Here is a 25,668-nt window from a genome sequence, read left to right as displayed (position 1 = left end):
CGTATGTGAGAAGGGCCCCTCGCTCCCGCTGGAGCGTGGGGCCCTTCTCGTCGCGCCGTCGGGGTTGACACGCCATAGGTGTGAGTGGTCTATTACTCACATGGCAACGACCAGGACTCGACAGCTCTCCACGGCAGACGCCCGTCGCGGCGAGGTACTGGCCACGGCGGCCCGGGTCTTCGCGGCACGCGGGTACTACGGCACCTCCACCACGGAGGTCGCCAAGGGCGCCGGGATCTCGCAGTCGTATCTGTACCGGCTGTTCCCCGACAAGGAGGCGCTCTTCGTCGCCGTGGTCGAGGACTGCTCCCGGCAGATCCGGGAGCGCATGGGCGAGGCCGCCGCCGCGGTCACGAGCACCGACCCGGAGGTGGTGCTGGACGCGATGGCGATCGGGTACGCGCAATTGATCGCCGACCGGGACGACCTGCTCAGGGTGCTGATGCACGCGAACTGCGCGGCGAGCGAGCCGGCGATCAAGGAGGCCGTGCAGACGCTGTACGCACGCCTGGTGGAGTACGTACGCTCCGCCTCCGGCGCCCCGGACAAGCCGATCCAGGACTTCTTCGCCAGGGGCTTCCTGTGCAATGTCGCGGTCTCCATCGGAGCGACCGAGACCGACGCCCCCTGGACGAGAACACTGCTGGCGGGCATTCGCCACTTCTGACACGACGCACGAACGGCCGCGGACTTCGCGGCCCTTCTTTCGGACCGATGAGTGAGTGATTAACCACTCTTTCTGGAGGAGAGATGGCGACGACGGCGGAACAGTCAGCGGGAGCACCGCCGGCTCATCAGCGGCGGCGGGTACGACGGGCCCCGGCCCTCGCGGCGCTCGCCACGGCCCAGTTCCTCGTCGTACTCAGCACGTCGATCGTGAACGTGGCCCTGCCCTCGATCGGCGCGGGACTGCGCATGTCGCCCGCCGCGCTGTCCTGGGTGGTCAACGCATACGTTCTCGCCTTCGGCGCCTTGCTGCTGCTCGGCGGCAGGCTCTCCGACCTGCTGGGCCGCCGCCGGGTGTTCACCTCGGGCATCGCCGTCTTCGCGCTCGGCTCGCTCGCTTCCGGGCTCGCTCCCTCGGCCCCGTTGCTCATAGCGGCCCGCGCCGTCCAGGGAGCGGGCGCCGCGCTCCTCGCACCGGCCGCACTCGCACTCGTCCTGACCCTCTTCCCACCGGGTCCCGGCAGGGGCGGTGCGCTCGGGGTCTGGGGCGCGGTGTCCGGCGCCGGCGGCGCCGCGGGGGTGCTGCTGAGCGGAGCGCTCACCGAACTGTACGGCTGGCCGGCCGTGTTCCTGGTCCCCGTACCCGTCGCCGCGCTCTCGCTGGCCGCGACGCTGATGCTCGTCCCTGGCGACGAGCCGGCGGGCGGCGAGGCCGACATCCTGGGAGCCGTCACCTCCACGGCGGGGCTCACCGCCCTGGTGTACGGGCTCACGGCGAAGAACCCGCTCGCGGGCGCCGCAGGGCTGCTCCTGCTCGCGGCCTTCGCCGTACGGCAGACAAGGGCCCGCACCCCGCTCGTGCCTCCGCGCCTGCTGCGCACCGGCAAGGTCCTCGCGGCCAACATCGCCATGACCCTGCTCGGCGCGGTCTGGGTCGGTCTCTTCTACTTCCTGCCGCTCTACCAGCAGCAGATCCTCGGATACGGCCCACTGGCCGCGGGCCTCACCCAGCTCCCCCTCGCCGTCACGGTTGTCGTGGGATCCGTGCTGGCGCCCCGGCTGCCCGTCCGCACCGGAGCTCCGGCAGCCCTCGTCGTCCTCACGCTCGGTCTGGCATGGCTCTCCCTCGCTCCTGACGACGGCTCGTTCGCCGTCCATCTGCTCGGTCCCTCGCTGCTCATCGGCGCGGGCCTCGGGATCGCCTTCGTACGGCTGACCGCGCTGTCCACCGAAGGCGTGCCCGCCGCCGACTCCGGCCTGGCCGGCGGCCTGATCAACACCACCCGGCAGCTCGGCGGGGCGCTCGGCCTCGCCCTGATGACCGCGATCGCTCCGGAGGCCGCCGACCACGGCGCCGCCTTCCTCACCGCGGCCGTCATCGCCGCGCTGACCACCTGCACCACCACGTTCACAATCACCTGGAGGAAGCAGTCATGACCACGGATTCCACCACCGGGACCACGACCAAGCCGTATGTCTCCGGCCACTACGCCCCTGTCGTCGACGAGATCACCGCCCACGAACTGACCGTCCACGGCACCGTCCCGCCCGAGCTCAGCGGCCGCTACTTCCGCAACGGCCACAACCCCCGCCCCGGTCAGACCCCCACCCACTGGTTCAAGGGCAGCGGCATGATCCACGGTCTGCGGCTGCGCGACGGCCGTGCGCAGTGGTACCGCAACCGCTGGGTCCGCACCCCCGCCCTGGAGGGCGTTCCCTATATGGGCGCCGACGGGGTACCCGACCTCCGGGCCAGCGACGCCGCCACCCACGTCATCGAGCACGCAGGCCGCATCCTGGCGCTGCAGGAGGTGAACCTGCCGTACGAGATGACGCCCGAGCTCGACACCGTCGGCGCCTTCGACTTCGGCGGCAAGCTGCGGACGGCGATGACCGCGCACCCCAAGACCGACCCGGTCACGGGCGAACTGCACTTCTTCGGCTACGGGCCCTTCCCGCCCCATCTGACCTACTACGTGGCCGACGCCAAGGGCGAGATCGCTCGCGCCGAGGTCGTCGAAGGGGCCGGCCCGTCCCTGATGCACGACTTCGGCATCACACGGCGGCACGTCGTATGGCTCGATCTGCCGGTCGTCTTCAACCCGGCCGAGCAGTCGGGGATCCCATACCGCTGGAGCGACACCTACGCCCCGCGCATCGGCGTGATGCCCCGCTCAGGACCCGCGGTGGTGCAGTGGTTCGAGGTCGAGCCCGGCGCACTGCTGCATGTGGCGAACGCGTACGAGGACGAGCACGGCCGGATCGTCCTGACCGGTCCTCGCTACGACCGCGGCGCCTGGGAGCAGACCTGGAAGTGGTGGGTCGGTGCGCCCGGCCACGCGCCTCAGCCGATGGTCGGTGCGACCGCGCACCGCTGGATCCTCGACCCGGCCACGGGCAGGGCGACGGAGGAGGCCGTGGACGAGCTCGTCACCGAGTTCCCGACCATCAACGAGGAACTGACCGGACTCCCCCACCGGTTCAGCTACTCCGTGGCCTTCCCCGGCCCCGGTCTGAACGAGTACGCCGTCGCCAAGCACGACCACGCCACGGGGAAGCGTGAGCTGGTGCCGATGGGGCGCGGCCGGATGCCCGGCGAGGCCGTCTTCGTACCGGCCGCGGGCGCCACCCGCGAGGACGACGGATATCTGCTCACGGTCGTCAGCGACCTGGAGCAGGACGCCTCGCAGTTGCTGGTCCTCGATGCCTCGGCACCGGCCGGCGCCCCTGTCGCGACGGCCGAACTGCCGCGCCGGGTTCCGTCGGGAATCCACGGCTCCTGGATCGCCGACGCCGACACCCCCACCCACGCCCACACCGGCGAGGAGACCTCGGCATGATCACGACCCGTCACGAGATCACGATCGGCGCGCCCATGGAGACGGTCTGGCGCCTCCACACCGACATCAACGCCTGGCCGGACTGGAACACGGGCATCGACACGGCCGAGCTCTCCGGCGAGCTGGAGGCCGGAGCCTCCTTCCGATGGCTCACCCACGGCCTGGACATCACCTCCACGGTGACGGCACTCGAGCCGGGCCGGCACATCGCCTGGGGCGGACCGGCCTCAGGCATCGACGGAGTTCACCGCTGGACGCTGGAGCCGCGGGAGGACGGCGGCACGCTGGTCGTCACCCAGGAGTCGTGGTCGGGGGCGCCCGTCGACGCCGACCCGGAGGGAATGCTGGCGGCCCTCGACGGCTCCCTGGTCGCCTGGCTGCGGGACCTGAAGCGGGCGGCGGAGAACGCGTTGCCGTAGTCCCGCGCGGGACGCGCCCGCGGACGGCCCGGGCCTCTGTCGCACGGCCGGGACCGGAGCCCGGTGCCACGGCCCGGCCGCCCGCGTGAGCGTCAACGGTCGCCCGTCGCGGCTGCGAGCCGCAGGGCGAATCGACGCAGGGCCCCCGCTCGCCGTGATGCGAGCGGGGGCCCTGTGGCGCTGCTGGTGGGTCTCAGCCCTGCCAGCTGTGCGGGGCGCGGAAGCCGGACTGGCGCTCCAGACGGCGCCACCCGGCGGTGCTGCGGCCGCGGCGCGCCGGGGCGTCCGGCTGTGCGGCGGCGCGAGCGAGCAGGACGGCCGTGATCGCGGCCAGCTCCTCGGGGTCGGCGTGGCCCTTCTCGACGCGGAGCAAGGACTCGGCGGGCATGGTCATCTGCAGTGTTCTCCTCGTGGGTTACTGCGGGGGGTTGCCGTGCTTGCGGGACGGCAGATCGGCGTGCTTGGTGCGGAGCATGGCGAGGGAGCGGATGAGGACCTCGCGTGTCTCGGCCGGGTCGATGACGTCGTCGACCAGTCCGCGCTCCGCGGCGTAGTAGGGGTGCATGAGCTCGGCCTTGTACTCCTTGACCATGCGCGAACGCATGGCCTCGGGGTCCTCGGCGTCGGCGATCTGCCGGCGGAAGATGACGTTGGCCGCGCCCTCTGCACCCATCACCGCGATCTCGTTCGTCGGCCAGGCATAGGTGAGGTCGGCGCCGATGGACTGGGAGTCCATGACGATGTACGCGCCGCCGTAGGCCTTGCGCAGGATCAGCGAGATCCGCGGCACGGTCGCGTTGCAGTACGCGTACAGCAGCTTGGCGCCGTGGCGGATGATGCCGCCGTGCTCCTGGTCGACACCGGGCAGGAAGCCGGGCACGTCCAGCAGGGTCACGATCGGGATGTTGAACGCGTCGCACATCTGGACGAAGCGCGCGGCCTTCTCGGACGCCTCGATGTCGAGCACACCGGCCAGCGACTGCGGCTGGTTGGCGATGATGCCGACGACCTGGCCGTCGAACCGGGCCAGCGCGCAGATGATGTTGCGCGCCCAGCGCTCGTGGATCTCCAGGTAGTCGCCGTCGTCGACGATCTCCTCGATCACCTTGTGCATGTCGTAGGGACGGTTGCCGTCCGCGGGGACCAGGTCGAGCAGCACCTCGGAGCGGCGGTCGGCCGGGTCCTCTGTGCTGACGTGCGGCGGGTTCTCGCGGTTGTTCTGAGGCAGCATCGACAGCAGGTACCGCACCTCGGCGATGCAGGTCTCCTCGTCGTCGTACGCGAAGTGCGCCACACCGCTGGTCTCGGCGTGCACGTCGGCGCCGCCGAGCCCGTTCTGGGTGATCTCCTCACCGGTGACCGCCTTGACGACGTCGGGGCCGGTGATGAACATCTGCGAGGTCTCGCGGACCATGAACACGAAGTCGGTCAGCGCCGGGCTGTAGGCGGCGCCGCCCGCGCACGGGCCGAGCATCACGCTGATCTGCGGGATGACACCGGAAGCCCTGGTGTTGCGCTGGAAGATGCCGCCGTAGCCCGCGAGGGCGGAGACGCCTTCCTGGATGCGGGCGCCGGCACCGTCGTTGAGGGACACCAGAGGGGCGCCCGCCGCGATGGCCATGTCCATGATCTTGTGGATCTTGGTGGCGTGCGCCTCACCCAGCGCGCCGCCGAAGATCCGGAAGTCGTGCGCGTAGACGAAGACCGTCCGGCCCTCGACCGTGCCCCAGCCGGTGACCACACCGTCGGTGTACGGCTTCTTCGCCTCCAGGCCGAAGCCGGACGCCCGGTGCCGCCGCAGCTGCTCGACCTCCCGGAACGAGCCCGCGTCCAGCAGCAGCTCGATCCGCTCGTGTGCGGTCAGCTTGCCCTTGGCATGCTGCGCCTCGGTCGCGCGCTCACTGGGGCCACGGCGCGCCTCTTCGCGAAGGGCGTGCAGCTCTGCCACACGCCCGCGGGCGTCGGTCGGCTCGCCGGCGGTCTCGTCCAAAACGGTCATGTAACGACCCTACGGACCCGAACAAGAAAATCCCGCCGTTGACTCCGTACAGTCTCGCGACCGTTCTCCTGTCAGCCTCGGACAGAACCACTCCGCACTGCAGGCGAAGTACCAGTGTGGGGCTGCCCCGGATTGTCTGGGTCCGACAAGAGCGTCATCCGTCCGTCAGCCGGTGGCCACCTGACCGCGGGGGTGGCGACGGACGCCCACCGGGGTGGTGCGCCACCACGGCGAGCGGCTCCTGGTGAGGGCCTCGGCGGACGGATCACCGGTCGGGTTCCGCCGGAGCGGGCGGCGCCGGGCGAGCTCCAAGAGTTGCCCGGAATGTACTGGTTCATCGAGGTGAGGTGCGGCCGTCCGGCCCGGCCGCGTCCGGATGCGCACCCCCGTCGGGGCCGTCGCGGTCGGCCCGCCCCACCGTACCCGCCGGACGGAACTCCTCTGCGGTGGATCCGGGGGCGCGGACGGCGACCGTCCGAGGCTCGGCGGTCTTGTCGGGGATCTCCAGCCGACCGGGGTTCGCCGCGCGGGCCGTGAGGGCCTTCCGGGAGGCGTCGGGCAGCAGCAGATACGCACGCGCGCCATTCACCGGATCGGCCCCACGGCCGAGCCGGAGGGGCTGACCGGCGGTCCTGCCGAAGGGTTGTGGAGCAGTCGCTCGGCCGTCGCGGCGAGGGTGTGCGACGCTCCGGCCGGCCTCGCGGGGACGTGGTGCGGGCCCGGCCGTCGGCCGGTCCCGGCTCAGGGCCCGCAGTGGAAGCGTGCGCTCCCCCAGTCCGCGTGGTCGTTGCCGTTGCCGTCGCCCCCGTCGTCCACGACGAGTTCCACGTACTTCGCGCCCGTCACGTCGGCGCTCAGGCTCCAGGCGGAGTCCGTGGCCTTCAGCACGGGCGAGGACACTCTCTCCGCACCGTCGGCCGTCACACCGAAACGCACGCTGCCGCGCGACGCCTGGACGTCGTCCACACCCACCTCTGCCGTGAAGGAGGCACATCTGCCGCCCAGGTGGTAGCGGACCTTCGCCGGGGCGTGGGTGCCGAGGCCCTTCTCGTACCCCACGCCCCCGATCGTCAGCGGGCTGCCGTCACCCGTGCCCGTCCCGCCGTTGGAACGGTCCCGCTCGACCGGTCCCCAGCCGTTCTCGGCGGCCGTCCAGTCGAGATCGCTTGCCCATGCGTCGCCTGCGGGCGGGGGCGGCAGGGTCCGCACGGTCGTGACCGCTCCGAGAGTGCGCCCGAGGCCCCCTGTGGTGTACGAGGCCGACGAACCCAGCTCGTACGTGCCGTACCCGGCGTCCACGGGCGGGGTGACCTGCCAGTCGGCCGTGGCCTTGGCGCCGGGGGCGACCGACGCGAAGGAGACGGGGCCCCCGGGCTCTGCCGTCCAGCCCTCGGGGAGGCTCAGCCTCAGCGACACATCGGTGACGGCCGTCGCCTCGTCGTTCGTGAAGACGGCCTTGACCGCGTTCCCTGCGCCCGGCTCCAGCGCTTCGGCCGCGGCCGCCACGCTCAGGGTGCCGCACGCGGGCGCCCGCCCCGACCGTCCGAGATCCGTCACCGTGAAGTTGTCGAGGACGAAGTCCGCCCCGTCCGGTGCGTCCCCGCGCTTGCGCAGTCCGGTCCAGGTGTCGCCGCAGCCCGCGGTGACGGTCCCGGTGTAGCGCCCGGTCGTCCTCCGGGCGCCGATGGGCGTGCGGCGGGTCTCGACCTGGCCGCCGCGGACGCGGTCGTAGCCGGTGACCCACTCGTACGCCCCCGCGTGGCTCGACCGGTAGTCGTACTCCACCTGGTAGCTGTGCCCGTCCCGCATCGGTACGGTCCAGGGAGCGGTCCGGTAGACGAGACCCGCGTTCTCCTCGTGGGACTTGAGGGACTCCGTGCCGCCGAGGACGTCGTCGACGAGCTTTCCGTTCCAGCCCGCCTGTGTGTACGGGGCGTGCAGTCGGCTGATGTGGGTCCGGGGGTCGGTGGCGCCGCCCGCGTCACCCTTCAGGAACGGTCCCCAGCCCTGGTCGACGGCTTCGAAGTCCTCGTGGACGACGGTGCCCGCCTTGGTGGCAGGGGCGTTCCGGACGAGGCGGACGTCGTCGACGCGCACGGTCGCCGCGCTCCCCGCCGCCGCCTCGATCCGGAGGGTCGCGGTCCCGCCGCGCGGCGCGGTGAAGTTGACCTTCGCGCGCTGGAAACGGCTGCCGTGCCGGTCGGACGCGGCGACCTGGTCCTCGACCGCCGACCGCTCGACGGTGACGGACCGGCCCCCGACGCTGAGCGTCGTACGCCGCTCCTTGCCCGGTTCGACCTCGATGAGCGCGGATGCGGTGTACCGCTTGCCCGCCTTCAGGCCGGTGATGCGCTGGGAGAGCGCGGCGGGGGCGGTCCCGGATCCGGCGAGCCGGGCCGCGTTGCGGCCGTGGTCGTCGGTCTCACGGGTGACGGTGCCGGTCCTGCGCCAGTCGCTCAGCTCCAGGTCGTTGAACCCCGGGTCGGCCACGGGCGTGCCTTCGCCCCAGCGGGGTGCGGCCTGCTCGGGCGCCGCCCTGCCGGGGTAGAGGACGTACGGCTGCCCGGCCTGTGCGTCGAGGGTGATCCTGCCGTCGGCCGCGTGGACGGTTCCGGTCTTCACGCGGCCGTTGTCGGTGAGCCGGTGGACGGTGTACGAGGTGCCGGGCACCGCCCAACTGCTGGTTCCGCCGGCCTTGTTGTAGTGGAAGAGCTTCTTCCCGCCGTTCCACGGCAGCAGGTAGCGGTCCCCGTCGAGGACCTTGCGCCCCTGGTCGTAGAACGTCCGGCGGCCGTCCTCCACGGTTGCCCGCATGCCGCCCGTGAACGTGATGTCGTTCCCGTGCCAGCGGGTGATCTCCTGCCGCTGAAGGAACTTCGCGGGAAGGTTGCGCTCCCAGATGTTGGCGTAGAACTTCGTCCAGTCGGTCTCGCCGGTCCAGCCCTCGAAGTCCTCGAGTGCGCTCTGGCCGAGGACCGGGTGGTTGTTCCAGATGTCCTTCTCGCCGTTCCGTATGAACCGGATGATCTGCGAGTTCAGGCCCTTGTTCGTCGCGCCGCCGTAGTCGAGGTCGTTGGCCCAGTGCGACCAGAGCGAGGCCCGTTCGAACTTGTCGGACCACTCGGTCCCGATGGTCCAGCCCTGCGCCTGCACGGCCTGGACGGTCTTGTCGGCGATCCAGCCGTGCGAGTGGTACACGTCGATGTAGAGGAAGCTCAGATTGCGGTCGGTCTCGTCGCGGAGCTGCCGGAATCTGCGGGCGAGGTCACCGCTGCCGATGTCGCGGCGCTGGTCGATGTAGTAGCTCTGGTTCAGCCAGTTCCAGCCCGGCCTGGTCCTGTCGACGAGGGTCTCGCTGAAGTTCCTCGCCTCGGGGTACGACTCGGTGGCGTTGACGTGCACGCCGAAGGCCGCGCCCCACTTCCTGCCGCTCCTCAGCAGCTTGTTGAGGTCGCCGAGTCCACCGGCGCGCTTGTTGTAGTTGCCGCCGTAGTCGGGGTGGGCGGAGTCGTGCCCTTCCGCGCCGTACCCCTTGAGGACGGCGAGCTGCCCCAGGCCGTCCGTGGCGAGCGAGATCCGCTTGACGTCGTCGAGAGTGCGCAGGAAGGGGTGGGTGGCCTGGCTGGCGAAGTTGAAGGGGATGTGGGTGACGACCCGGTCGGGGGTGTCGTCGCTGCCCGGTGCCCTGACGCCGATCGAGCGGAAGGCAACGGCACCGTCCTGCCAGTCGGTCTTCCCGTCACCGTTGGCGTCGGGCGTGACGACGACCTTGGCCCAGGGCAGGTTCCTGCCGCTCTCTGCCGCGGGCGCGCCCGCCCCCCGGTAGGTCCACTGGCCTGACCACACCCCGACCCGGGCGCTGCCGTCCGCGTCCCTGCGGGCCTGGTGCCAGAAGCGGGCGTCGTCGCCGTTCGTGGCGCCGGAGGGCCTGTCGTAACTGGAGTTCGACTCGACGGCGGCGGCGAGGGCGCCGGTGCTGACGAGGGCGTACGAGGCCCCGACGGGCACGGGCTCGGGGGCGGTCGCCTCCGTGACCCGGCCGAACACATCGGCGGTCCTCGTCGAGTCGGGGTCGAGTCGGGTGAACGCGGTCGCTGCGCCCGTATCCGTGCTTGCGACCGAGACCAGGTCGTGCCCGGGGATGTCGATGGTCCCGACCCGGAACTCCTCCGTGTCCCGGACCGCCGTGACCCTGAAGGCGGTGGCGCGGCCTGAGACCGAGAGCGTGGCGTCGATCTCGACACGAGGGAGGCCCGGAAAGGTCAACGTGTACGCGGCGCTCGCGGCCCCGACGACGGGCGCGGCCTTCAGTCTCACCGGATGGGCGGTGCCGTTGATCGTCACCTCGGTGACAGGCCGGGTGCTGCCGGCGAGACGGGCGCCGGTGGCGCGGTCGGTGTAGGACAGCACCCGCGGGAAGTCCTCCGCGACGGCGACGGCCAGCGGGCCCGAGAGGAGGACGGGCGTTCCGCCGTCCGGTTCCGGGGCGGCGGTCACGGGGCCGGAGAGCGACACGACGGCGGCCATGGCGACGGCCACGGCGAGGAGGGTGCGGGGGCTGCGGGTGAGCGGCATGGGGACTGGGTAGCCGCCGCGTCATGGCCCGGTCAACGACGTCGTACGGCTGCGGCGAGCCCAGTCCAAGAAGCCTGTTCTGTCAGTCCAAGTGGACGACCTACGACTCCGCCCGGACGGACAGCCCGCCGTCCGGCGGCGGTTGCCGGGGCGACGGTCACCTCCTGACGCCCGGCCGGTGTCCCGGGCCGTCGGTCGACAGCCCGGGACACCCGCTCGCGTCAAGGCCTCCGTGCGGCTCAGCAACCACCGCAGTTGTAGTACGTCACATCCCAGTGGCTGCCCTCGTCCGCGTAGACGTTCCCTGAGCCGGACCTCCACTGCGGGGCGCCGTCTCCGGGACGGGCGCCGATGTAGGTGAAGGTGTTCTTGATGTAGTTCCCGATGCATGTGTACTTGCTGTAGTCGAGCTTGTAGCCGTTCCAGTGCGAGTACGTGCCTCCGGCGTGCCCGGTCTCCGTACCGCCGGTGATGTTGAGCGCGCAGCCGCTCGCGCTCCTGAGGGTCTGCGCGCCCTTCGCGGTGGCGAGGTTGAGCTGCTCGAAGGACGTGCACGACGGGTTGTTGCGGTCCGAGCAGCCACCGGACGACGACCAGGTGATCCCGGACGACCTGAACATCGAGGTCGCGGTGGCGTGACTGATCTTGGAGACGGCGTAGGCGTCGGTGGCGCCGGTGACGACACCGAATCCAGGGGCGAAGAGTGCGCCGACGACGAGCGCGAGCGCGCTGAGGACCGTGCGGACCTTCATGGCGGGTTCCCTCCTGCTGACCGTGCTGAGCGTGACCGAACGTTGCCGACCGCTACTGACTCATGACGGCACTGAACCGATGACGGAGCTGAACCGATGACGGAGCTGGTGCTGGTGCCCGTGCTTCCGACGGGACCGGGGGTGCAGGTGGAGCAGACCGATGGTGCCCGAGGGCTGCGCGCGTCCGCCAGGGGGCCGCGGCGCCCTCCGGGTGAACTCCGGGAAACCCACACCCGGAATTGTTGAAAGTTGAACGGGAATGGCTCTATGGTGGTCTTTGTTGAACCATCAACGAGTGGCCGGGAAGGTCACTCCACCGCCCGCCCACAACGTCCCAAGGAGCAAGTCATGGGTCTGTTCAACCGCAAGAACAACGAGACCGCCGTCGCCACCGCCCCGCGCGAGGTCGACCCCGCGCTGGCCGCACTGACCGGCGAATACACCATCGACCCGGCCCACAGCAGCATCGGCTTCACCGTCCGCCACGCCATGGTCACCAACGTCCGCGGCACCTTCGGCGAGCACGAGGGCAAGCTCAAGCTGGACGGCTCCGACCCGGCCTCCTCCACCGCCGCCATCGACGTCAAGATCACCAGCATCGACACCGGCATCGCGGACCGCGACGGCCACCTGCGCAGCGGAGACTTCTTCGACGCCGAGCAGTTCCCGCTGATGAGCTTCCGGTCCACCAAGGCCGAGCAGCTGGGTGGCGAGACGTACCGCATCACCGGCGACCTCACCATCAAGGACGTCACCCGCCCGCTGAGCATCGACCTGGAGTTCAACGGCTCCGCCACCGACGTCTACGGCGCCGAGCGCGTCGGCTTCGAGGGCAGCGCCGAGATCCTGCGCTCCGAGTGGGGCCTGACGTGGAACGCGGCGCTGGAGACCGGCGGCGTGATGGTCAGCGACAAGGTCAAGCTGAACTTCGACATCTCCGCGGTCAAGGCTGCCGCCTGATCCCGCTGCCGGGAGCTTCTCCCGGCGCCCTTGCCACGAGCACGCCCGCTACTCCGCTTCCCGGGAAGTCCTCCGGAAGCCGGAGGGGCGGGCGCTCGTGCGTCTGCCGGTCTCGCCTCGGAACGACGGGCCCCTGCGTCACCGGTCAGCCGCGCTTCAGATCCAGGTCACCTGTCGGACACTCCCGCCTCCAGGTCCACCGGACACCGCCCGCGTGGCCTCGTCCTCGACAGCGCGGAGTTTCGTCCGTGGCAGCCCGGAAGTCCGGCGTGAAGTCGGCAACCGTCGATAAACTCCCCCTCATGACCGGGGGACGCGTCGACGATCAAGGCTGGGCGGCCACTCGCGCATGGGTGGAGAAGGGGCTGCCTGCGACCGCCCGCATCGAGGGTGTCGAGCGACTGCGTGGCGGCTGGACATCGGAGATGCGAAGACTGAGCATTTCCGGCCCGGGAGGGAGCGACGGGCATGTGCTCGTGCTCCGGTCCTTCGTCAAGGAGTTCTACGTGCGCCACGCGGAAGGGCTGCTCACCCGCGAGGCCGGCATCCTGCGTCTGCTCGCCGATACGGACGTCCCGGCAGCCCTGCTCCACGACGTCGACGCAACGGCGACGCACTGCGACCACCCTTCTCTGCTCATGTCGCTGCTGCCCGGCAGTGTGCGAGCGGATGACGAGGGCTCGCAGAAGCGGGCCGAGCTCCTGGCCCGTCAACTGGTCCGTATCCACCGGGTGGACGTTCCGGCGGACGCCCGCCCTCGTACGTACGAGGCCTGGACCGCGCCCGATCGGGTAAGGCTCCCCGAGCCCACCGAGCGCCCGGAGCTGTGGCGCCGTGCCGTGGACGCCATCCGCCACGAAGCCCCGGCGTACCACGGCTGCTTCCTGCACCGGGACTTCCACCCCGGCAATGTCCTCTTCGGCGGAGCCGGCGAGGAACTGCGGATCACCGGAGTCGTCGACTGGGTGGAGACCTCCTGGGGACCGGCCGACCTGGACGTGGCCCACTGCTCCACCGCGCTGGCCCTGCTGCACGGCCCCGCCGCCGGAATGCAGTTCGCCGACCGGTACGTCGCGGCGGGCGGCACCTTGGACGAGGATCACGCCGGCCATCTGTACTGGCGGCTGCTCGACGCGCTCGCCTTCGCCCCGGACGCGGAAAAGGTCGCCGTGCCCTGGCGCGAACTGGGGCGGGACGACCTGACTCCCGGCTTCCTCACGCAGCGCCTGGAGGACTACATCCAGGCGCTCTTCGACCGGTACGGCTGAGCCGCGGAACCTCTGCCAGGTCGGCGAATTCGCACCACACGACCTTGCCCGGGTTCCGCTCCCCCACCCCCCATTTGTCGGCGACCGCGGCGACGAGCAGCAGCCCGCGCCCGGACTCCGCGTCGGCGTCACCGACCGGTTCCGGGGCCCGGACCTCGCCGTCACCGCTGTCGTGGACCTCCACCCGCAGCACCTCGTCCAGGCGGAGGTGCAGCCGGAAGCCACGGCCGGGCGGCACCCCGTGCAGCAGGGCGTTCGTCGCCAGCTCGCTCACGCACAGCAGCACGTCGTCGGCACGGCGGGTCACCCGCCAGTCGGCGAGCGCCCTGTCGGCGAACTCACGTGCGGCGGGCACGGATCGGCGTTCACGCCGGTAGAACGCCTCGCGGACGAGGGCGGGTTGGATTGCGTCGTTCATGCGCCCACTGTCACAGCACGTAACTATCGTGGAGCAGTGAGTCAGGCCGTACAGCCGAGTTGTACGGCTCGTGACGGATCGTCGGCGGCGTGCGGCGGGAAGGGCAGCTTCATGCACCCAGCGAAGCGCAACAAGAGGGTCACCTCCTGGCATGTGATCGGCGCCCAACTCGCGGGCTTCCGCAAGGAGGCCCGGATGACCCAGGCCGCGCTGGCCACCCGGTTCTGCGTGGGCGAGGACACGATCGCGTCCATCGAGCAGGGCCGAAGACCGCTGAAGCTGGATCTGGCGATCGCGCTGGACGAGCTGCTCGACACGAAGCGGGCGTTGCAGATCGCGGTGGAGAAGGTGCCGGAGAGGGAGCGGTTCCCGGCGTTCGCGCAGGACTTCGTGGAGCACGAGCAGGAGGCGGTGACGCTGCTGTCGTACCAGACACAGGCCGTACCGGGGCTGCTGCAGACTGAGGACTACGCGCGTGCGGTGTTCTCCTGCCTCTACCCACCTCTGGATGAGGAACAGTTGGAGGAATGGGTACAAGCACGCTTGGACCGGCAGAAGGTCTTCGCGCGCAGACCACGCCCGATGGTCAACTTCCTGCTGGAAGAGTCCATCCTGCATCGCCCGATCGGTGGCCCGGAGGTGTTGCGGAGCCAGAACCAACAACTGCGCCGATGTGCCGAGCTTCCCTTCCTAGGACTCCAGATCATGCCGACAGACCGCGTGACACATGCAGGACTCGACGGTCCGATGGTGCTGCTGGAAACCCCGGATCACCATCAACTGGCCTACATCGAGGGGCAGCTGATCAGCTTCCTTCACGATGACCCGGACAAGGTCAGTGAGCTTCAGCAGAAATATGGGATGCTGCGCTCGCAGGCACTCTCCCCCGACGAGAGCAAGCGCCTGCTGGACAACCTGCTAGGAGCGACATGACCGGCGCAGCAGACCTTGACTGGTTCAAGTCCAGCTACAGCGGCAGCCAGGGCGGCGACTGCATCGAAGTCGCCTACGACTGGCACAAGTCCACCCACAGCGGCAGCCAAGGCGGCAACTGCGTCGAGATCGCCGCCCACCCCTCCGCCGTCCACATCCGCGACACCAAGACCCCCGACGGCCCCGTGCTCACGGTCTCCCCCGCAACCTGGGCCAGCTTCGTCTCCGAGCGCTGACTCAACTGATCGCTGAGTTGCGCAGGCCGAGCCCAAAGATCCGCTTCCCCGGCTCTCCCCGAACCGGGCGTCGGCCGCGGCCGCCTGGACGGACGTCGACGGGCCTCGCAACCGGCCGCTCCGGTAGTCGGGGCGATGCCGCAGCAACCTCCGGAATCGTGCCGCTCACCAGCACGCGGCCGGGGCTCGCAAAAGCCCCGGCCCGCGAGCCGGGCGCCACGCCATCGGCAGGTACCGCGCCGGGCTGACACCGCAACCGGTGGGAGGGACGCGGTGACATCCACGAAGCTTCCTTTGCCCCGGCCACCTGGCTCATCACCGACCAGCACAGCGAGCGTCCTGGTCAGGACTTCTCAGGCAGGGGACTGAGGCACAGGGTGAAGCCGACTCGGCCTCCGGACTCGGCGTACTCGGCGTATTCGGCAAAGCGCTCGCGGTCGCAGCGCGCGTCGACACCTTCGTGTCGCTCCTCGACCTTGAACTGCGCCTCGGGCGAACGGCAGTCGACGACAGCGAAGTCAGGGGCTCTTTCCGTGCCGCTGTTGCGCAGGCACTCACCGACAGCCGCGGTGTTCGCGCTGTCGTCCAGCTTCGCGGTGATCGCGAGGACACCGACGATGAGGAACGGCGCGAAGACGCCGAGCGTTCCGGCACGTCGTACGACCGGCTTGCCGGGATCGAGCGGAGGTCGCAGGCCGTTGGCGGGAGGTGCCATTCGACCGAAGCGGGCGCGAGCGACAAGGTTGGCCAGCAGGGTGACCGGAGCGATCACGAAGGAGGCGATGCCCCACCAGCCCTGCCACAGCGTCTTGGTGGTCATCTCACGGTGAAGGGCGATCCCGCAGGTGCGACAGAAGTACCCCCGCTGCTTGAGGAACCGCATGATGACCAGTAGTCCCTGATGTCCCCGGACTGTGGCCTTGATCGCCGGCAACCCCCCGCAGAACTGGCAGCCTCGCGGGTCGACCCCTGAGGGCCCGTGAAGCGGTGCTGCTGCAGGCCGAGGCTGCGGGGCAGGATGCGGATCAATGTTCTGTGGCGGTGTCGCCATGTTCTTTCCCCCCTGGGAAATGGCCTCTGGATCCCTTGCGGAAGCTGAAGAGTAGGGCAGAGGACCGACACGGCGTCCGTGCGGCGGCTCCGGGCCAACAGCTCCAAACCGACCAGCGGTCGATGAAGTGGCTCTCGCCGCCCTTCACCCCAGTCATGCCTCTGACTGCCGGAACCGCTCAGACGCCGGTCCGCCCGTGTCATCGGGTCACATGATCGTCGACCGCCCACCCCGTGTCGAACAGTTACTCAGCCGCACACGCCACGTTCCACGGCGACGTTCTCGGGCCCCGGCCGATGCATTACTCCCGCAGCCGTCCCACCCGCTCCCCCGTCCGGGTCTCTATCTCCGAGGCCACCTCGTGCATCAGCTCATGGCTCACGCCGCTGAGCGCCCGTGCCACCGCGAGTTCGTCGCCGATGTGGGGGATGTCCTGGTCGGCCCGGTTGCGGTGGGCCGTGCCCTCGCCGACGATCAGTTCTTCGTTCTGGCCGCGGAGACGGGCCTCGGCCGTCGTGGTGCGGTCGTTCTCCGTGATGACGATCTCGACGTTCCACTTCTTGGTGCGCATCAGAAGCCTCCGCCCGCATCGAAGCCGCCTCCGCCGCCCCAGTCGCCGCCACCGAAGCCGCCACCGAAGTCGGAGGAACTGAAGTCCGCGCCGGAGACGTCACCGCCGCTGAAGTCGCCGCCGCCGTACTCGGTCGCGTACGCCGGGGTGGACAGGGCGCTGCCCAGCAGGGTGCCCACCAGCAGACCCGGCAGGATGCCGCCGCCGAAGTAGCCGCCGGCCCAGGGGCCGTACGCGGGGCCCGCCTCCCAGTAGGGGCGGGAGCCGGATTCGGTTTCGACGTGGCGGGCCAGCGGGTCCTGGCCGTCCGCCAGGCGGGCCGCGTCGGCCGCGCAGACGGGGACCTCTCGGGCGACGCCGGTGGCCGGGGTCCAGGTCATGTCGGTCGTGGAGGGCCCGTGGCGCGGGTCGAAGAAGCAGGGCGCGCGACGCTCGGGGAGCGGGGCGCCTTCACGACGGGCGGCGAGGGTCGCGAGCGAGAAGCGGCCTGCTTCCAGGGCCTCGGTCACCGGCCGGACGTCGTGCGGGCGCCGGGCCGCCGCCATGGCGGATTTGGCGTTCTCGTAGGAGTCGAGGGCGCGTTCGTAGTCCGCGCGCATGGCGTCGTCGGCCCCCGGCTCCGACGGGTGGAAGTCGAGCCGGTCGAGTTCCTCGCCGTAGGCGGTGATGTCCTCGTCCACGACGACGCGCAGCTTCTCGAGCGCGGCCCGCTCCTCCTCGGCGCGGCGACGGCGGTTGCGGCGGACGACGGTGTACGTGCCCACGCCACCGGCGAGGAGGACCGTGCCCAGTACGATCAGTGCGCTGAGGGAGACGCCGCCCGCTCCGGCGCCGGATCCGGAGTTCCAGGAGGCGGGGCCGGTGCCCTTCACGGTCGGGAGTGCCTGGTCGACGAAGTTGTTGAGCTGGGTGGCGGCGTCGACGCCGGGGGTCCTCACTCCGGCCACGATGTTCTGTACGGCGTTGGCGGGCATCACGGCGGCGTCCGCGCCCGCGTCGAAGCGGTCTCCGAGGCGGACTCCGTACAGTCCCGTGATCCCGGTCGAGGTGCGCAGATCACGCAGAACGCTGTCCGCGGGGAAGGCCGGGCTTTCGGGCAGTACGGCGATGAACACGGGCTTGTCCGCGTCCTCGATCTTCTGCTCGAGGGCCTTCTCGTCGGCCTTGGAGAGCTGGGAGCGGGCGCCCGGATCGACGTAGACGGGGCCCTGCTTCAGGGCCTTGGCCGCGTCGGAGATGTCCGTGGCCCTGGCGCTCGCGCCAGGGGCCAGGGCCAACAGCAGGAGCAGCGCCAGCCCGGCGAGGGCCGACAGCAAGGTGAACGGCCTGATCCTCATGCTTTGACGCTACCCGAGGGGAACAAATAAGGACATAGCTCACAAGTCAGAGGGAGAGCTCCCGCTCACTCTCCGCGACTTGTCGGCTCCACCGGGCTCTCCGGGGCGACCGGCCGGCCCACCGCTTCGGTGCGGCCGACCGGCGCACTCCGTCGGCTCGGTCTGCCCGGCTACTCCGCCGGCTCGACCCCGGCCCGCACCAGTCCGTATGTGTACGCGTCCTCCAGCGCCTGCCATGACGCCGCGATCACGTTCTCCGCGACGCCTACCGTCGACCACTCGCCGCTGCCGTCGCTCGTCGTGATGAGCACCCGGGTGGTGGACTCGGAGCCGTGGCGGCCCTCGAGGATGCGGACCTTGTAGTCGACGAGCTCCAGCTTGGCGAGCTGGGGGTAGATCCGCTCCAGGCCGACCCGCATCGCCCGGTCCAGGGCGTTGACCGGGCCGTTGCCCTCGGCGGTCGCGACGATCCGCTCGCCCTTGGCCCACATCTTCACCGTGGCCTCGTTGGCGTGCGTGCCGTCGGGGCGGTCCTCGACGATCGCGCGCCACGATTCCGTACGGAAGTACGTGCGCGGTCTGCCCTCCGCCTCCTCCCGCAGCAGCAGCTCGAAGGAGGCGTCGGCGGCCTCGTAGGTGTAGCCCCTGAGCTCGCGCTCCTTGACGCGCTCGACGACGCGGCCGACGAGCTCGCGGTCGCCTCCCAGGTCGATGCCGAGCTCCCGGCCCTTGAGCTCGATCGAGGCGCGGCCGGCCATGTCGGACACCAGCATCCGCATGGTGTTGCCGACCTGCTCGGGGTCGATGTGCTGGTACAGGTCGGGGTCGACCTTGATGGCGGATGCGTGCAGGCCCGCCTTGTGGGCGAAGGCGGAAACACCCACATAGGGCTGGTGCGTGGAGGGCGTCAGATTGACGACCTCGGCGATGGCGTGCGAGATCCGGGTCATCTCCTGGAGCGCGCCCTCGGGGAGGACGCGCTTGCCGTACTTGAGTTCCAGCGCGGCGACGACCGGGAAGAGGTTGGCGTTTCCGACGCGCTCGCCGTAGCCGTTGGCGGTGCACTGGACATGGGTGGCGCCCGCGTCCACCGCGGCGAGGGTGTTGGCGACGGCGCAGCCCGTGTCGTCCTGGGCGTGGATGCCCAGGCGGGCGCCGGTGTCGGCGAGGACGGTGGAGACCACGGCCTGGACCTGGGCGGGCAGCATGCCGCCGTTGGTGTCGCAGAGGATCACGACGTCCGCGCCCGCCTCCGAGGCCGCCCGGACGACGGCTTTCGCGTATTCCGGGTTGGCCTTGTACCCGTCGAAGAAGTGCTCGCAGTCGACGAAGACCCGGCGGCCCTGCTCGCGCAGGTAGGAGACGGTGTCGCGGACCATCGCGACGTTCTCGTCCAGGGTGGTGCGCAGCGCGAGTTCGACATGGCGGTCATGGGACTTGGCGACCAGTGTGATCACGGGCGCGCCCGAGTCAAGGAGTGCCTTGACCTGCGGGTCCTCGGCGGCCGAGCCACCCGCGCGGCGGGTGGCGCCGAAGGCGACGAGCTGGGCGTGCTTGAACTCGATCTCCTGGCGGGCGCGGGCGAAGAACTCGGTGTCGCGGGGGTTGGCACCGGGCCAGCCTCCCTCGATGAAGGCCACGCCGAAGTCGTCCAGGTGCCGGGCGATCGTCAGCTTGTCCGCGACGGTCAGGTTGATGCCCTCGCGCTGGGCACCGTCGCGCAGTGTCGTGTCGAAGACGTGGAAGCTGTCGTCGACATGCGAGCTGTCGTCGCGACTGGCGTCGAGGCTGCTGCCTGTCGTGGTCATGGCGGTGGTGACTCCTGTCGGAAGAGTGGCTCCGGAACTTCTGGCTCCACTTGCCCCCATCTTCGCGCGCGTTCCGAGTCCGGCCGGGGTGTGGCCGAAAAACGAAAAAACCCCTCGCGGGTGCGAGAGGTCTGCGCGCGGGTCTGAGGCACGGTGCCACTGTCACGAAGGTTGCGTCGTGGTCAGTGATCACTGCGGACCGGCGCGCTGCTGCCGATAATCATGGCGAATGCGAGCACGGTGGAAGTCTGCCACAGGTCCACGCATACGTGGACGCCGGTCTCACCATGCGGGCCGCTCTGTGGGCAACGGGACGACGCGCGATCGAGGCGATCCGAGCGCGGGCGCCGTCCGGCCGGCGCCCAGCCGGAGGGACAGCGCCCGCGAGCGATTCCGCCGTCAGATGGAGGCGCCGGTCGTCGATGCCCGCTCGGTCGCCGGGGCCGCCTCGGGATCGGACCTGCCGACCCGGCCCAGATCGATGTCCCGCGTCTCGCGCATCGTCAGGTACACCACCAGCGAGACCGCGGCGCACCCGGCGACGTACCAGTAGAAGCCGGACTCCAGGCCCGCGTCCTTGAACCAGAGCGCCACGTACTCCGCCGTGCCCCCGAAGAGCGCGTTGGCGATGGCGTAGGGAAGCGCCACACCGAGGGCGCGGATCCCCGTCGGGAAGAGCTCGGCCTTCACACAGGCATTGATCGAGGTGTAGCCGGTGATCACGACGAGGGCGAGGAGGGAGAGCCCGAGGGCGGGCCAGAAGGAGCCCGCGTGCTTGAGCATCGTCATGATCGGCACGGTCAGGAAGGTGGAACCCAGCGCGAAGGTGATCAGCAGCGGGCGTCGGCCGATGCGGTCGGACAGCTTGCCCGCGAGGGGCTGTAGGCACGCGAAGACGATCAGCGCGCAGAAGGAGACGAGGGTGGCCGTCTGCTTGGGCAGTCCGGCCGAGTTGGACAGGTACTTCGTCAGATAGGTGGTGTACGTGTAGTACGCGACCGTCCCGCCCATGGTCAGTGCGACGACCAGGAACGCCTCGCGCCTGTGCGCCCACAGTTCCTTGAGGGTGCCCTTGTCCTTCGCCGGGGTGTCGCCGGCCGACTCCTCGTAGACCTCGGTCTCCAGCATGTTGCGGCGCAGATAGAAGACGACGGCCGCGCCGAGGGCACCGATGATGAACGGGATGCGCCAGCCCCAGCTGTGCAGGGCCTCCTCGGACATGGTGCGCTGGAGCACGATCTGCAGCCCGAGGCCGACGATCTGGCCCGCGGTCATCGACACGTACTGGAAGCTGGACGCGAAGCCGCGGTGCTGCGGCGCGGACGCCTCTGTGAGGTAGGTGGCGCTGGCTGCGTACTCCCCGCCGACCGACAGCCCCTGGAGCAGCCGGGCGATCAGCAGGACGGCGGCTCCGCCGTACCCGGCGACCCCGTACGTCGGCGCGATCGCGATCAGCACGGCGGAGGCGGACATCAGGGAGACGGTCAGGGTCAGCGCGGCCTTACGGCCCCTGCGGTCACCGACCCGGCCGAGCAGCCAGCCGCCGACGGGGCGCATGAAGAAGCCGACCGCGAAGATGCCCGCGGTGTTCATGAGTTTCGCCGTGTCGTCGCCGTCGGGGAAGAACGCCCCCGCGAAGTATGTGGCGAAGCTGGCGTACACGAACCAGTCGAACCACTCCACCATGTTGCCGGCGGACCCGACCCAGATCTTTTTCCAGTGCTCTCGTCCCATGTTGGGGAACCGTGCCGCAGGGGGCGGGAGCGGGCAAGGATGCATGCGGCAACGATCGGGAGTACTTGCGTTCGTTATGTTCCCGGAATGAGGGCGTCCGAGAGGAACTCCCCCACATGCTCGAGCACTTGAGCCCGGCTCGTACCCGGTATGCCGACGGCGACATGCACGCTGAAGCCGTCGAGAAGAGCCCGCAGCCGGGCAGCGAAGCGGTCCGGATCGACGGCGCGGAACTCGCCGCGCGAGATGCCCTCTGCGAGCAGCGCGACCAGATCCCGGTGCCAGGCCCGCTCGATCGCGGCCTGACGGACGCGGGCGTCGTCGTCGGCGTTCTGCGAGCGGTTCCAGACCTCCAGCCACAGCGTCCAGTGCGGGTCACGGGGGCCGTCGGGCACGTACAGATCGACGTACGCCTCGAGCCGCTCCCGCACCGGGCCGAGCCTGGACAGCAGCGCGCTGCGCTCGGCGCCGAGGCGGCCCTCGCTCCACTCCAGGGTCTGCAGCAGCAGCTCGTCCTTGGTCCGGAAGTAGTAGAGCAGGTGGCCGCTGCTCATCCCGACCTCCCGGCCGAGCCCGGCCATGGTGAGCCCGTCGAGCCCGCGCTCGGCGATGGTCGCCATCGCCGCGGCCAGCACCTCTTCCCGGGGCGGGGCGACATTGCGACGGCGGCCCGCGGGTGTCATTCGGCGATCTCCAGGAACGGTGGCTTCACTCGTACGTTCTACCTGATCCGGCTCGGTCGGCGTCGCTGATCGTCCAGCCTTCGTCGGCCATGCGGGCGCGAAGCGCCCGGACCTCGCCAGGGGACGGCCTGCCGTGCGAGAGCGCGGACGCCGCGGCGGCGACGGCCTCGTCGCGGTCGATGCCGAAGGCGCCCTCGACCACGAGGCCCACGTCGTGCTCGGAGTGCAGACCGGAGAGAATCACGAGCAGGGGCGGGTACTCGTCCTCGGCGACAACGCCCAGGAACACCTGGCGCAGCTGACGGATCGTCTCGACCAGCTCCGGCTGCAGCCCCATCCAGCCACGACTGTTCCTGATCTCCTCCGCGACCTGGTCCATGAACCAGCGCATGACCTCGTACGGCACGTCCCGGTGCCCGGCGTCGGCGTTGAAACAGACCGTGGGCTCACGACCGGGCTCCTCGTCCGGGACGATCGCGGTCATCAGTGTGGTCCCCTTCGCGGCGTCGTCCAGTTCCAGATACCAGGCGTCGTCGGGCACGGAGTAGAGGATCTGCAGTGCGTACGCGCCTGCGTCGTGCTTGATCAGGGGCATGGCCGCAGGCTGTCACACCCGCGGCCGCCCACCCAGCGGATTTCAGACCTTCGGCTGCTGCTGTGTGATGCAGTGGATACCGCCGCCGCCCGCGAAGATCGCCCGCGCATCCACGGGAGTCACCGTGCGGTCCGGGAAGAGACGGCGGAAGATGCCCGCCGCCACCTCGTCGTTCGGGTCGTCGAACGCGCACAGCACCACACCGCCGTTGCAGAGGTAGTGGTTGATGTACGAGTAGTCGACCCAGTCGCCCTCCTCGTCCTTGAGGACCGTCGGGGCAGGGACCTCGACGACCTCCAGGGCGCGGCCGCGCGCGTCGGTCCGACCCCTCAGGATCTCGATGTACGTGCGGGAGCGCTCGTGGTCCGGGTGGGCCGGGTCCTGCTGGCTGTGCACCAGGACGACCCCCGGCGCGGCGAAGGCCGCGACGATGTCGACGTGCCCCTGGGTGCCGTACATGCCGTAGTCGCCGGTGAGCCCGTGCGGAAGCCAGATCGCCTTCTCGGTGCCGAGCCTGGCGTGGATCTCCGCCTCGACCTGCTCGCGGGTCCAGCCGGGATTGCGCCCGGCGCCGAGCTGGACGGTGTCCGTCAGCAGGACCGTGCCCTCGCCGTCGACATGGATCGCGCCGCCCTCGTTGACCAGGTCCGAGGAGTGGACGGGAACATGGGCGAGGTCCGCGACATGGCGGGCGATCTTGGAGTCGTGCTCCCAGCGCGCCCAGTCCTGGGCGCCCCAGCCGTTGAAGACCCAGTCCACGGCGGCGAGGCCGCCTTTGCCGTCGGTGACGAAGGTGGGGCCGATGTCCCGCATCCAGGCGTCGTCGAGCTCGTGTTCCGCGATGTCGATGTCCGCGCCGAGGAGCTCACGGGCGCCTTCGGTCTGGCCGGGGCCCACGACGACGGTGACCGGCTCGAAGCGGCTCACGGCGCGGGCGACTTCGGCCCAGGCGGCGCGGGCCTCTGCGAGCTCCTCGTCGTTGGTGAAGGTCGGGTTGGGGCCGGGCCAGGCCATCCAGGTGCGCTCGTGGGGGGCCCACTCGGGTGGCATACGGAACGTCATGTCGGGTCCTTGGGTACGGAGATTCGGCGGAATCGGGGAAGGCCGGGGAAGACCTGAGGGGTCGGGGCGGCTTCCTCAGAGGAAGTAGAGGCGGTTCAGGGACATGGACTCGACCGGGTCCGAGCGGATCGGATCGCCGTCGAGGGTGACCAGTCCGCTGTGCGGGTCCACGGCCACATCACCGACCCGGGAGTTGAGGAGCAGGTCCTTCGGGCCGATGCCCCGGGTGCCCCGTACCCCGACCCGGCGGCGCCGCGTGGGCATCCTGTCGTCGCCGAGCGCGGCGGCGGCCCGGGACACGAAGGCCACGGAGATGTCCGCGGGAGTCGCGCCATGGGCGCCGAACTGGGGTCCGAGGACAAGGGGTTCGCAGGTGTCGGTGGCGGCGTTCGGGTCGCCGGTGACTCCGTAGGCGGGGAAGCCTGCTTTGAGGACGAGCTGCGGCTTCGCGCCGAAGAACTGCGGCTTCCACAGCACGATGTCGGCGAGCTTGCCGGTCTCGATGGAACCGATCTCGTGGGCGAGGCCGTGGGCGATCGCGGGGTTGATCGTCAGCTTGGCCACGTAGCGCAGGACGCGCGCGTTGTCGTCGTGCGCGCCGTCGCCTTCCATCGGGCCCAGCTCTGCCTTCATCTTCCCGGCCATGGCGAAGGTGCGGCGGACGGTCTCACCGGCGCGGCCCATGCCCTGCGCGTCGGAGGAGGTGATGCCGATCGCGCCCAGGTCGTGCAGGACGTCCTCGGCGCCCATCGTCCCGGCGCGGATGCGGTCGCGGGCCATGGCGGCGTCGCCCGGCAGATCGGTCTTGAGGTCGTGGACGGAGACGATCATGCCGTAGTGCTCGGCGACCGCGTCCCTGCCGAAGGGCAGGGTCGGATTGGTGGAGGAGCCGATGACGTTTGGTACGCCCGCCATCCTGAGCACGTTCGGTACGTGTCCGCCGCCGCACCCCTCGATGTGGAAGGCGTGGATCGTGCGGCCGTCGAGCACACGCAGGGTGTCCTCGACGGAGAGGCACTCGTTGAGGCCGTCGCTGTGCAGGGCGACCTGGACGTCGTACTCCTCGGCGACCCGCAGCGCGGTGTCGAGCGCGCGGGTGTGCGCGCCCATGTCCTCGTGGACCTTGAAGCCGGATGCGCCGCCCTCGGCAAGTGCCTCGACGAGGGGGGCGTCGCCGGACGACGAACCGCGGGCGAGGAAGCCGATGTTGACGGGCCAGGCGTCGAACGCGTTGAAGGCGTGCTTGAGGGCCCATGGCGAGTTGACGCCAACACCCCAGACAGGGCCGAACTCCTGACCGATGATCGTGGTGACACCGGATGCGAGGGAGGCTTCCATGACACGCGGCGACAGCAGATGTACGTGGGTGTCGACGGCGCCGGCGGTGGCGATGAGGCCCTCGCCGGAGACGATGGACGTGCCGGTGCCGACGACGACGTCCACGCCGTCGAGGGTGTCCGGGTTCCCCGCTCGTCCGATACCGGCGATCCGGCCCTCGCGAATACCGACGGACACCTTGCGGATGCCCTGAACGGCGTCGATGACCAGGACGTTGCTGATGACGACGTCACAGGTGTCGCGAACGGCGGAGGCCTTGAGGTGGAGTCCGTCACGGGCAGTCTTGCCGAAACCGGCGAGGAATTCGTCGCCCGGCTTCTGGGAGTCCGACTCGACACGGACGACCAGTCCGGAGTCACCGAGGACGACACGGTCCCCGGCGCGTGGGCCGTGGACGCTCGCGTACTCGCGCGGATCCATGCC

The 25,668-nt window shown here is 70.3% G+C and carries 23 protein-coding genes; 8 read left to right on the top strand and 15 right to left on the bottom strand.

The window, feature by feature from the left end:
• Positions 1-100 precede the first annotated feature (100 nt).
• The 4 genes from ACFU5O_RS12510 to ACFU5O_RS12495 all read left to right on the top strand — a co-directional run bounded on the left by ACFU5O_RS12510 (position 101) and on the right by ACFU5O_RS12495 (position 3,925).
• Positions 101-667, top strand: coding sequence for a TetR/AcrR family transcriptional regulator (locus ACFU5O_RS12510; RefSeq protein WP_384239384.1), 567 nt, complete (start codon positions 101-103; stop codon positions 665-667).
• An 83-nt stretch (positions 668-750) separates the two neighbouring features.
• Positions 751-2,103 (top strand): MFS transporter, encoded by a 1,353-nt coding sequence (locus ACFU5O_RS12505; RefSeq protein WP_384239383.1) that lies wholly within the window; start codon positions 751-753, stop codon positions 2,101-2,103.
• Positions 2,100-3,506: a carotenoid oxygenase family protein gene (locus ACFU5O_RS12500; RefSeq protein WP_384239381.1), complete on the top strand. Its 1,407-nt coding sequence runs from the start codon at positions 2,100-2,102 to the stop codon at positions 3,504-3,506. The genes ACFU5O_RS12505 and ACFU5O_RS12500 overlap by 4 nt, the downstream gene beginning before the upstream one ends.
• A complete protein-coding gene (locus tag ACFU5O_RS12495; protein ID WP_384239380.1) occupies positions 3,503-3,925 on the top strand; it encodes an SRPBCC family protein in 423 nt (140 codons plus the stop codon). Before ACFU5O_RS12500 ends, ACFU5O_RS12495 begins: the two co-directional genes overlap by 4 nt.
• A gap of 193 nt (positions 3,926-4,118) precedes the next feature.
• On the opposite strand, the gene ACFU5O_RS12490 is transcribed toward ACFU5O_RS12495, so the two are convergent.
• The 5 genes from ACFU5O_RS12490 to ACFU5O_RS12470 form a co-directional block, all read right to left on the bottom strand.
• Positions 4,119-4,319: an acyl-CoA carboxylase subunit epsilon gene (locus ACFU5O_RS12490; RefSeq protein WP_384239378.1), complete on the bottom strand. Its 201-nt coding sequence runs from the start codon at positions 4,317-4,319 to the stop codon at positions 4,119-4,121.
• Positions 4,320-4,340: 21 nt separating this feature from the next.
• Positions 4,341-5,924, bottom strand: coding sequence for an acyl-CoA carboxylase subunit beta (locus tag ACFU5O_RS12485; RefSeq protein WP_384239376.1), 1,584 nt, complete (start codon positions 5,922-5,924; stop codon positions 4,341-4,343).
• A 334-nt stretch (positions 5,925-6,258) separates the two neighbouring features.
• Positions 6,259-6,513 (bottom strand): hypothetical protein, encoded by a 255-nt coding sequence (locus tag ACFU5O_RS12480; RefSeq protein ID WP_384239375.1) that lies wholly within the window; start codon positions 6,511-6,513, stop codon positions 6,259-6,261.
• A 152-nt stretch (positions 6,514-6,665) separates the two neighbouring features.
• The gene (locus ACFU5O_RS12475) at positions 6,666-10,451 is read right to left on the bottom strand and encodes an endo-alpha-N-acetylgalactosaminidase family protein (protein WP_384239680.1); all 3,786 of its coding nucleotides are present in this window, start codon (positions 10,449-10,451) and stop codon (positions 6,666-6,668) included.
• Positions 10,452-10,738: 287 nt separating this feature from the next.
• Complete coding sequence (locus ACFU5O_RS12470) at positions 10,739-11,251, bottom strand: hypothetical protein (protein ID WP_384239373.1); 513 nt, start codon at positions 11,249-11,251, stop codon at positions 10,739-10,741.
• Positions 11,252-11,599: 348 nt separating this feature from the next.
• On the opposite strand from ACFU5O_RS12470, the gene ACFU5O_RS12465 reads away from it, so the two are divergent.
• Complete coding sequence (locus tag ACFU5O_RS12465; RefSeq protein WP_384239371.1) at positions 11,600-12,211, top strand: YceI family protein; 612 nt, start codon at positions 11,600-11,602, stop codon at positions 12,209-12,211.
• Positions 12,212-12,513: 302 nt separating this feature from the next.
• Entirely contained in the window at positions 12,514-13,479 is a 966-nt protein-coding gene (locus ACFU5O_RS12460; RefSeq protein ID WP_384239370.1) for a phosphotransferase family protein, read from the top strand.
• On the opposite strand, the gene ACFU5O_RS12455 is transcribed toward ACFU5O_RS12460, so the two are convergent.
• Positions 13,427-13,897 (bottom strand): ATP-binding protein, encoded by a 471-nt coding sequence (locus ACFU5O_RS12455; protein WP_384239369.1) that lies wholly within the window; start codon positions 13,895-13,897, stop codon positions 13,427-13,429. The genes ACFU5O_RS12460 and ACFU5O_RS12455 overlap by 53 nt on opposite strands.
• Positions 13,898-14,008: 111 nt before the next feature.
• Between ACFU5O_RS12455 and ACFU5O_RS12450 the strand changes: the two genes are divergently transcribed.
• Positions 14,009-14,830, top strand: a complete 822-nt coding sequence (locus ACFU5O_RS12450; protein WP_384239368.1) for a helix-turn-helix domain-containing protein — start codon at positions 14,009-14,011, stop codon at positions 14,828-14,830.
• Entirely contained in the window at positions 14,827-15,066 is a 240-nt protein-coding gene (locus ACFU5O_RS12445) for a DUF397 domain-containing protein (RefSeq protein WP_384239366.1), read from the top strand. The genes ACFU5O_RS12450 and ACFU5O_RS12445 overlap by 4 nt, the downstream gene beginning before the upstream one ends.
• A gap of 343 nt (positions 15,067-15,409) precedes the next feature.
• Here ACFU5O_RS12445 and ACFU5O_RS12440 read toward each other — a convergent pair whose 3' ends face one another.
• From ACFU5O_RS12440 to ACFU5O_RS12400, 9 genes are all read right to left on the bottom strand, one after another.
• Complete coding sequence (locus ACFU5O_RS12440; RefSeq protein WP_384239364.1) at positions 15,410-15,949, bottom strand: hypothetical protein; 540 nt, start codon at positions 15,947-15,949, stop codon at positions 15,410-15,412.
• A gap of 469 nt (positions 15,950-16,418) precedes the next feature.
• Positions 16,419-16,688, bottom strand: a complete 270-nt coding sequence (locus ACFU5O_RS12435; protein ID WP_384239362.1) for a DUF1876 domain-containing protein — start codon at positions 16,686-16,688, stop codon at positions 16,419-16,421.
• The gene (locus tag ACFU5O_RS12430) at positions 16,688-18,025 is read right to left on the bottom strand and encodes a hypothetical protein (protein WP_384239361.1); all 1,338 of its coding nucleotides are present in this window, start codon (positions 18,023-18,025) and stop codon (positions 16,688-16,690) included. The genes ACFU5O_RS12435 and ACFU5O_RS12430 overlap by 1 nt, the downstream gene beginning before the upstream one ends.
• Positions 18,026-18,195: 170 nt before the next feature.
• Complete coding sequence (gene cimA / locus ACFU5O_RS12425) at positions 18,196-19,833, bottom strand: citramalate synthase (RefSeq protein WP_384239359.1); 1,638 nt, start codon at positions 19,831-19,833, stop codon at positions 18,196-18,198.
• A gap of 399 nt (positions 19,834-20,232) precedes the next feature.
• The gene (locus tag ACFU5O_RS12420; RefSeq protein WP_384239357.1) at positions 20,233-21,567 is read right to left on the bottom strand and encodes an MFS transporter; all 1,335 of its coding nucleotides are present in this window, start codon (positions 21,565-21,567) and stop codon (positions 20,233-20,235) included.
• 74 nt (positions 21,568-21,641) lie between these two features.
• Positions 21,642-22,250: a TetR/AcrR family transcriptional regulator gene (locus ACFU5O_RS12415; RefSeq protein ID WP_384239355.1), complete on the bottom strand. Its 609-nt coding sequence runs from the start codon at positions 22,248-22,250 to the stop codon at positions 21,642-21,644.
• A gap of 25 nt (positions 22,251-22,275) precedes the next feature.
• Positions 22,276-22,845 carry a hypothetical protein gene (locus ACFU5O_RS12410; RefSeq protein WP_384239354.1) on the bottom strand — a complete coding sequence of 190 codons (570 nt, stop codon included), beginning with the start codon at positions 22,843-22,845 and terminating at the stop codon, positions 22,276-22,278.
• Positions 22,846-22,887: 42 nt separating this feature from the next.
• The gene (locus ACFU5O_RS12405; protein ID WP_384239352.1) at positions 22,888-23,907 is read right to left on the bottom strand and encodes an agmatine/peptidylarginine deiminase; all 1,020 of its coding nucleotides are present in this window, start codon (positions 23,905-23,907) and stop codon (positions 22,888-22,890) included.
• Between the two features lie 75 nt (positions 23,908-23,982).
• A complete protein-coding gene (locus tag ACFU5O_RS12400; RefSeq protein ID WP_384239678.1) occupies positions 23,983-25,665 on the bottom strand; it encodes an urease subunit alpha in 1,683 nt (560 codons plus the stop codon).
• Positions 25,666-25,668: the final 3 nt, after the last annotated feature.

The sequence above is a fragment of the Streptomyces sp. NPDC057445 genome (assembly GCF_042802855.1).
Taxonomy (GTDB): Bacteria; Actinomycetota; Actinomycetes; order Streptomycetales; family Streptomycetaceae; genus Streptomyces.
The sequence above is the reverse complement of the archived record's forward strand: the minus strand, read 5'-3'. Positions and strand labels throughout refer to the sequence as shown.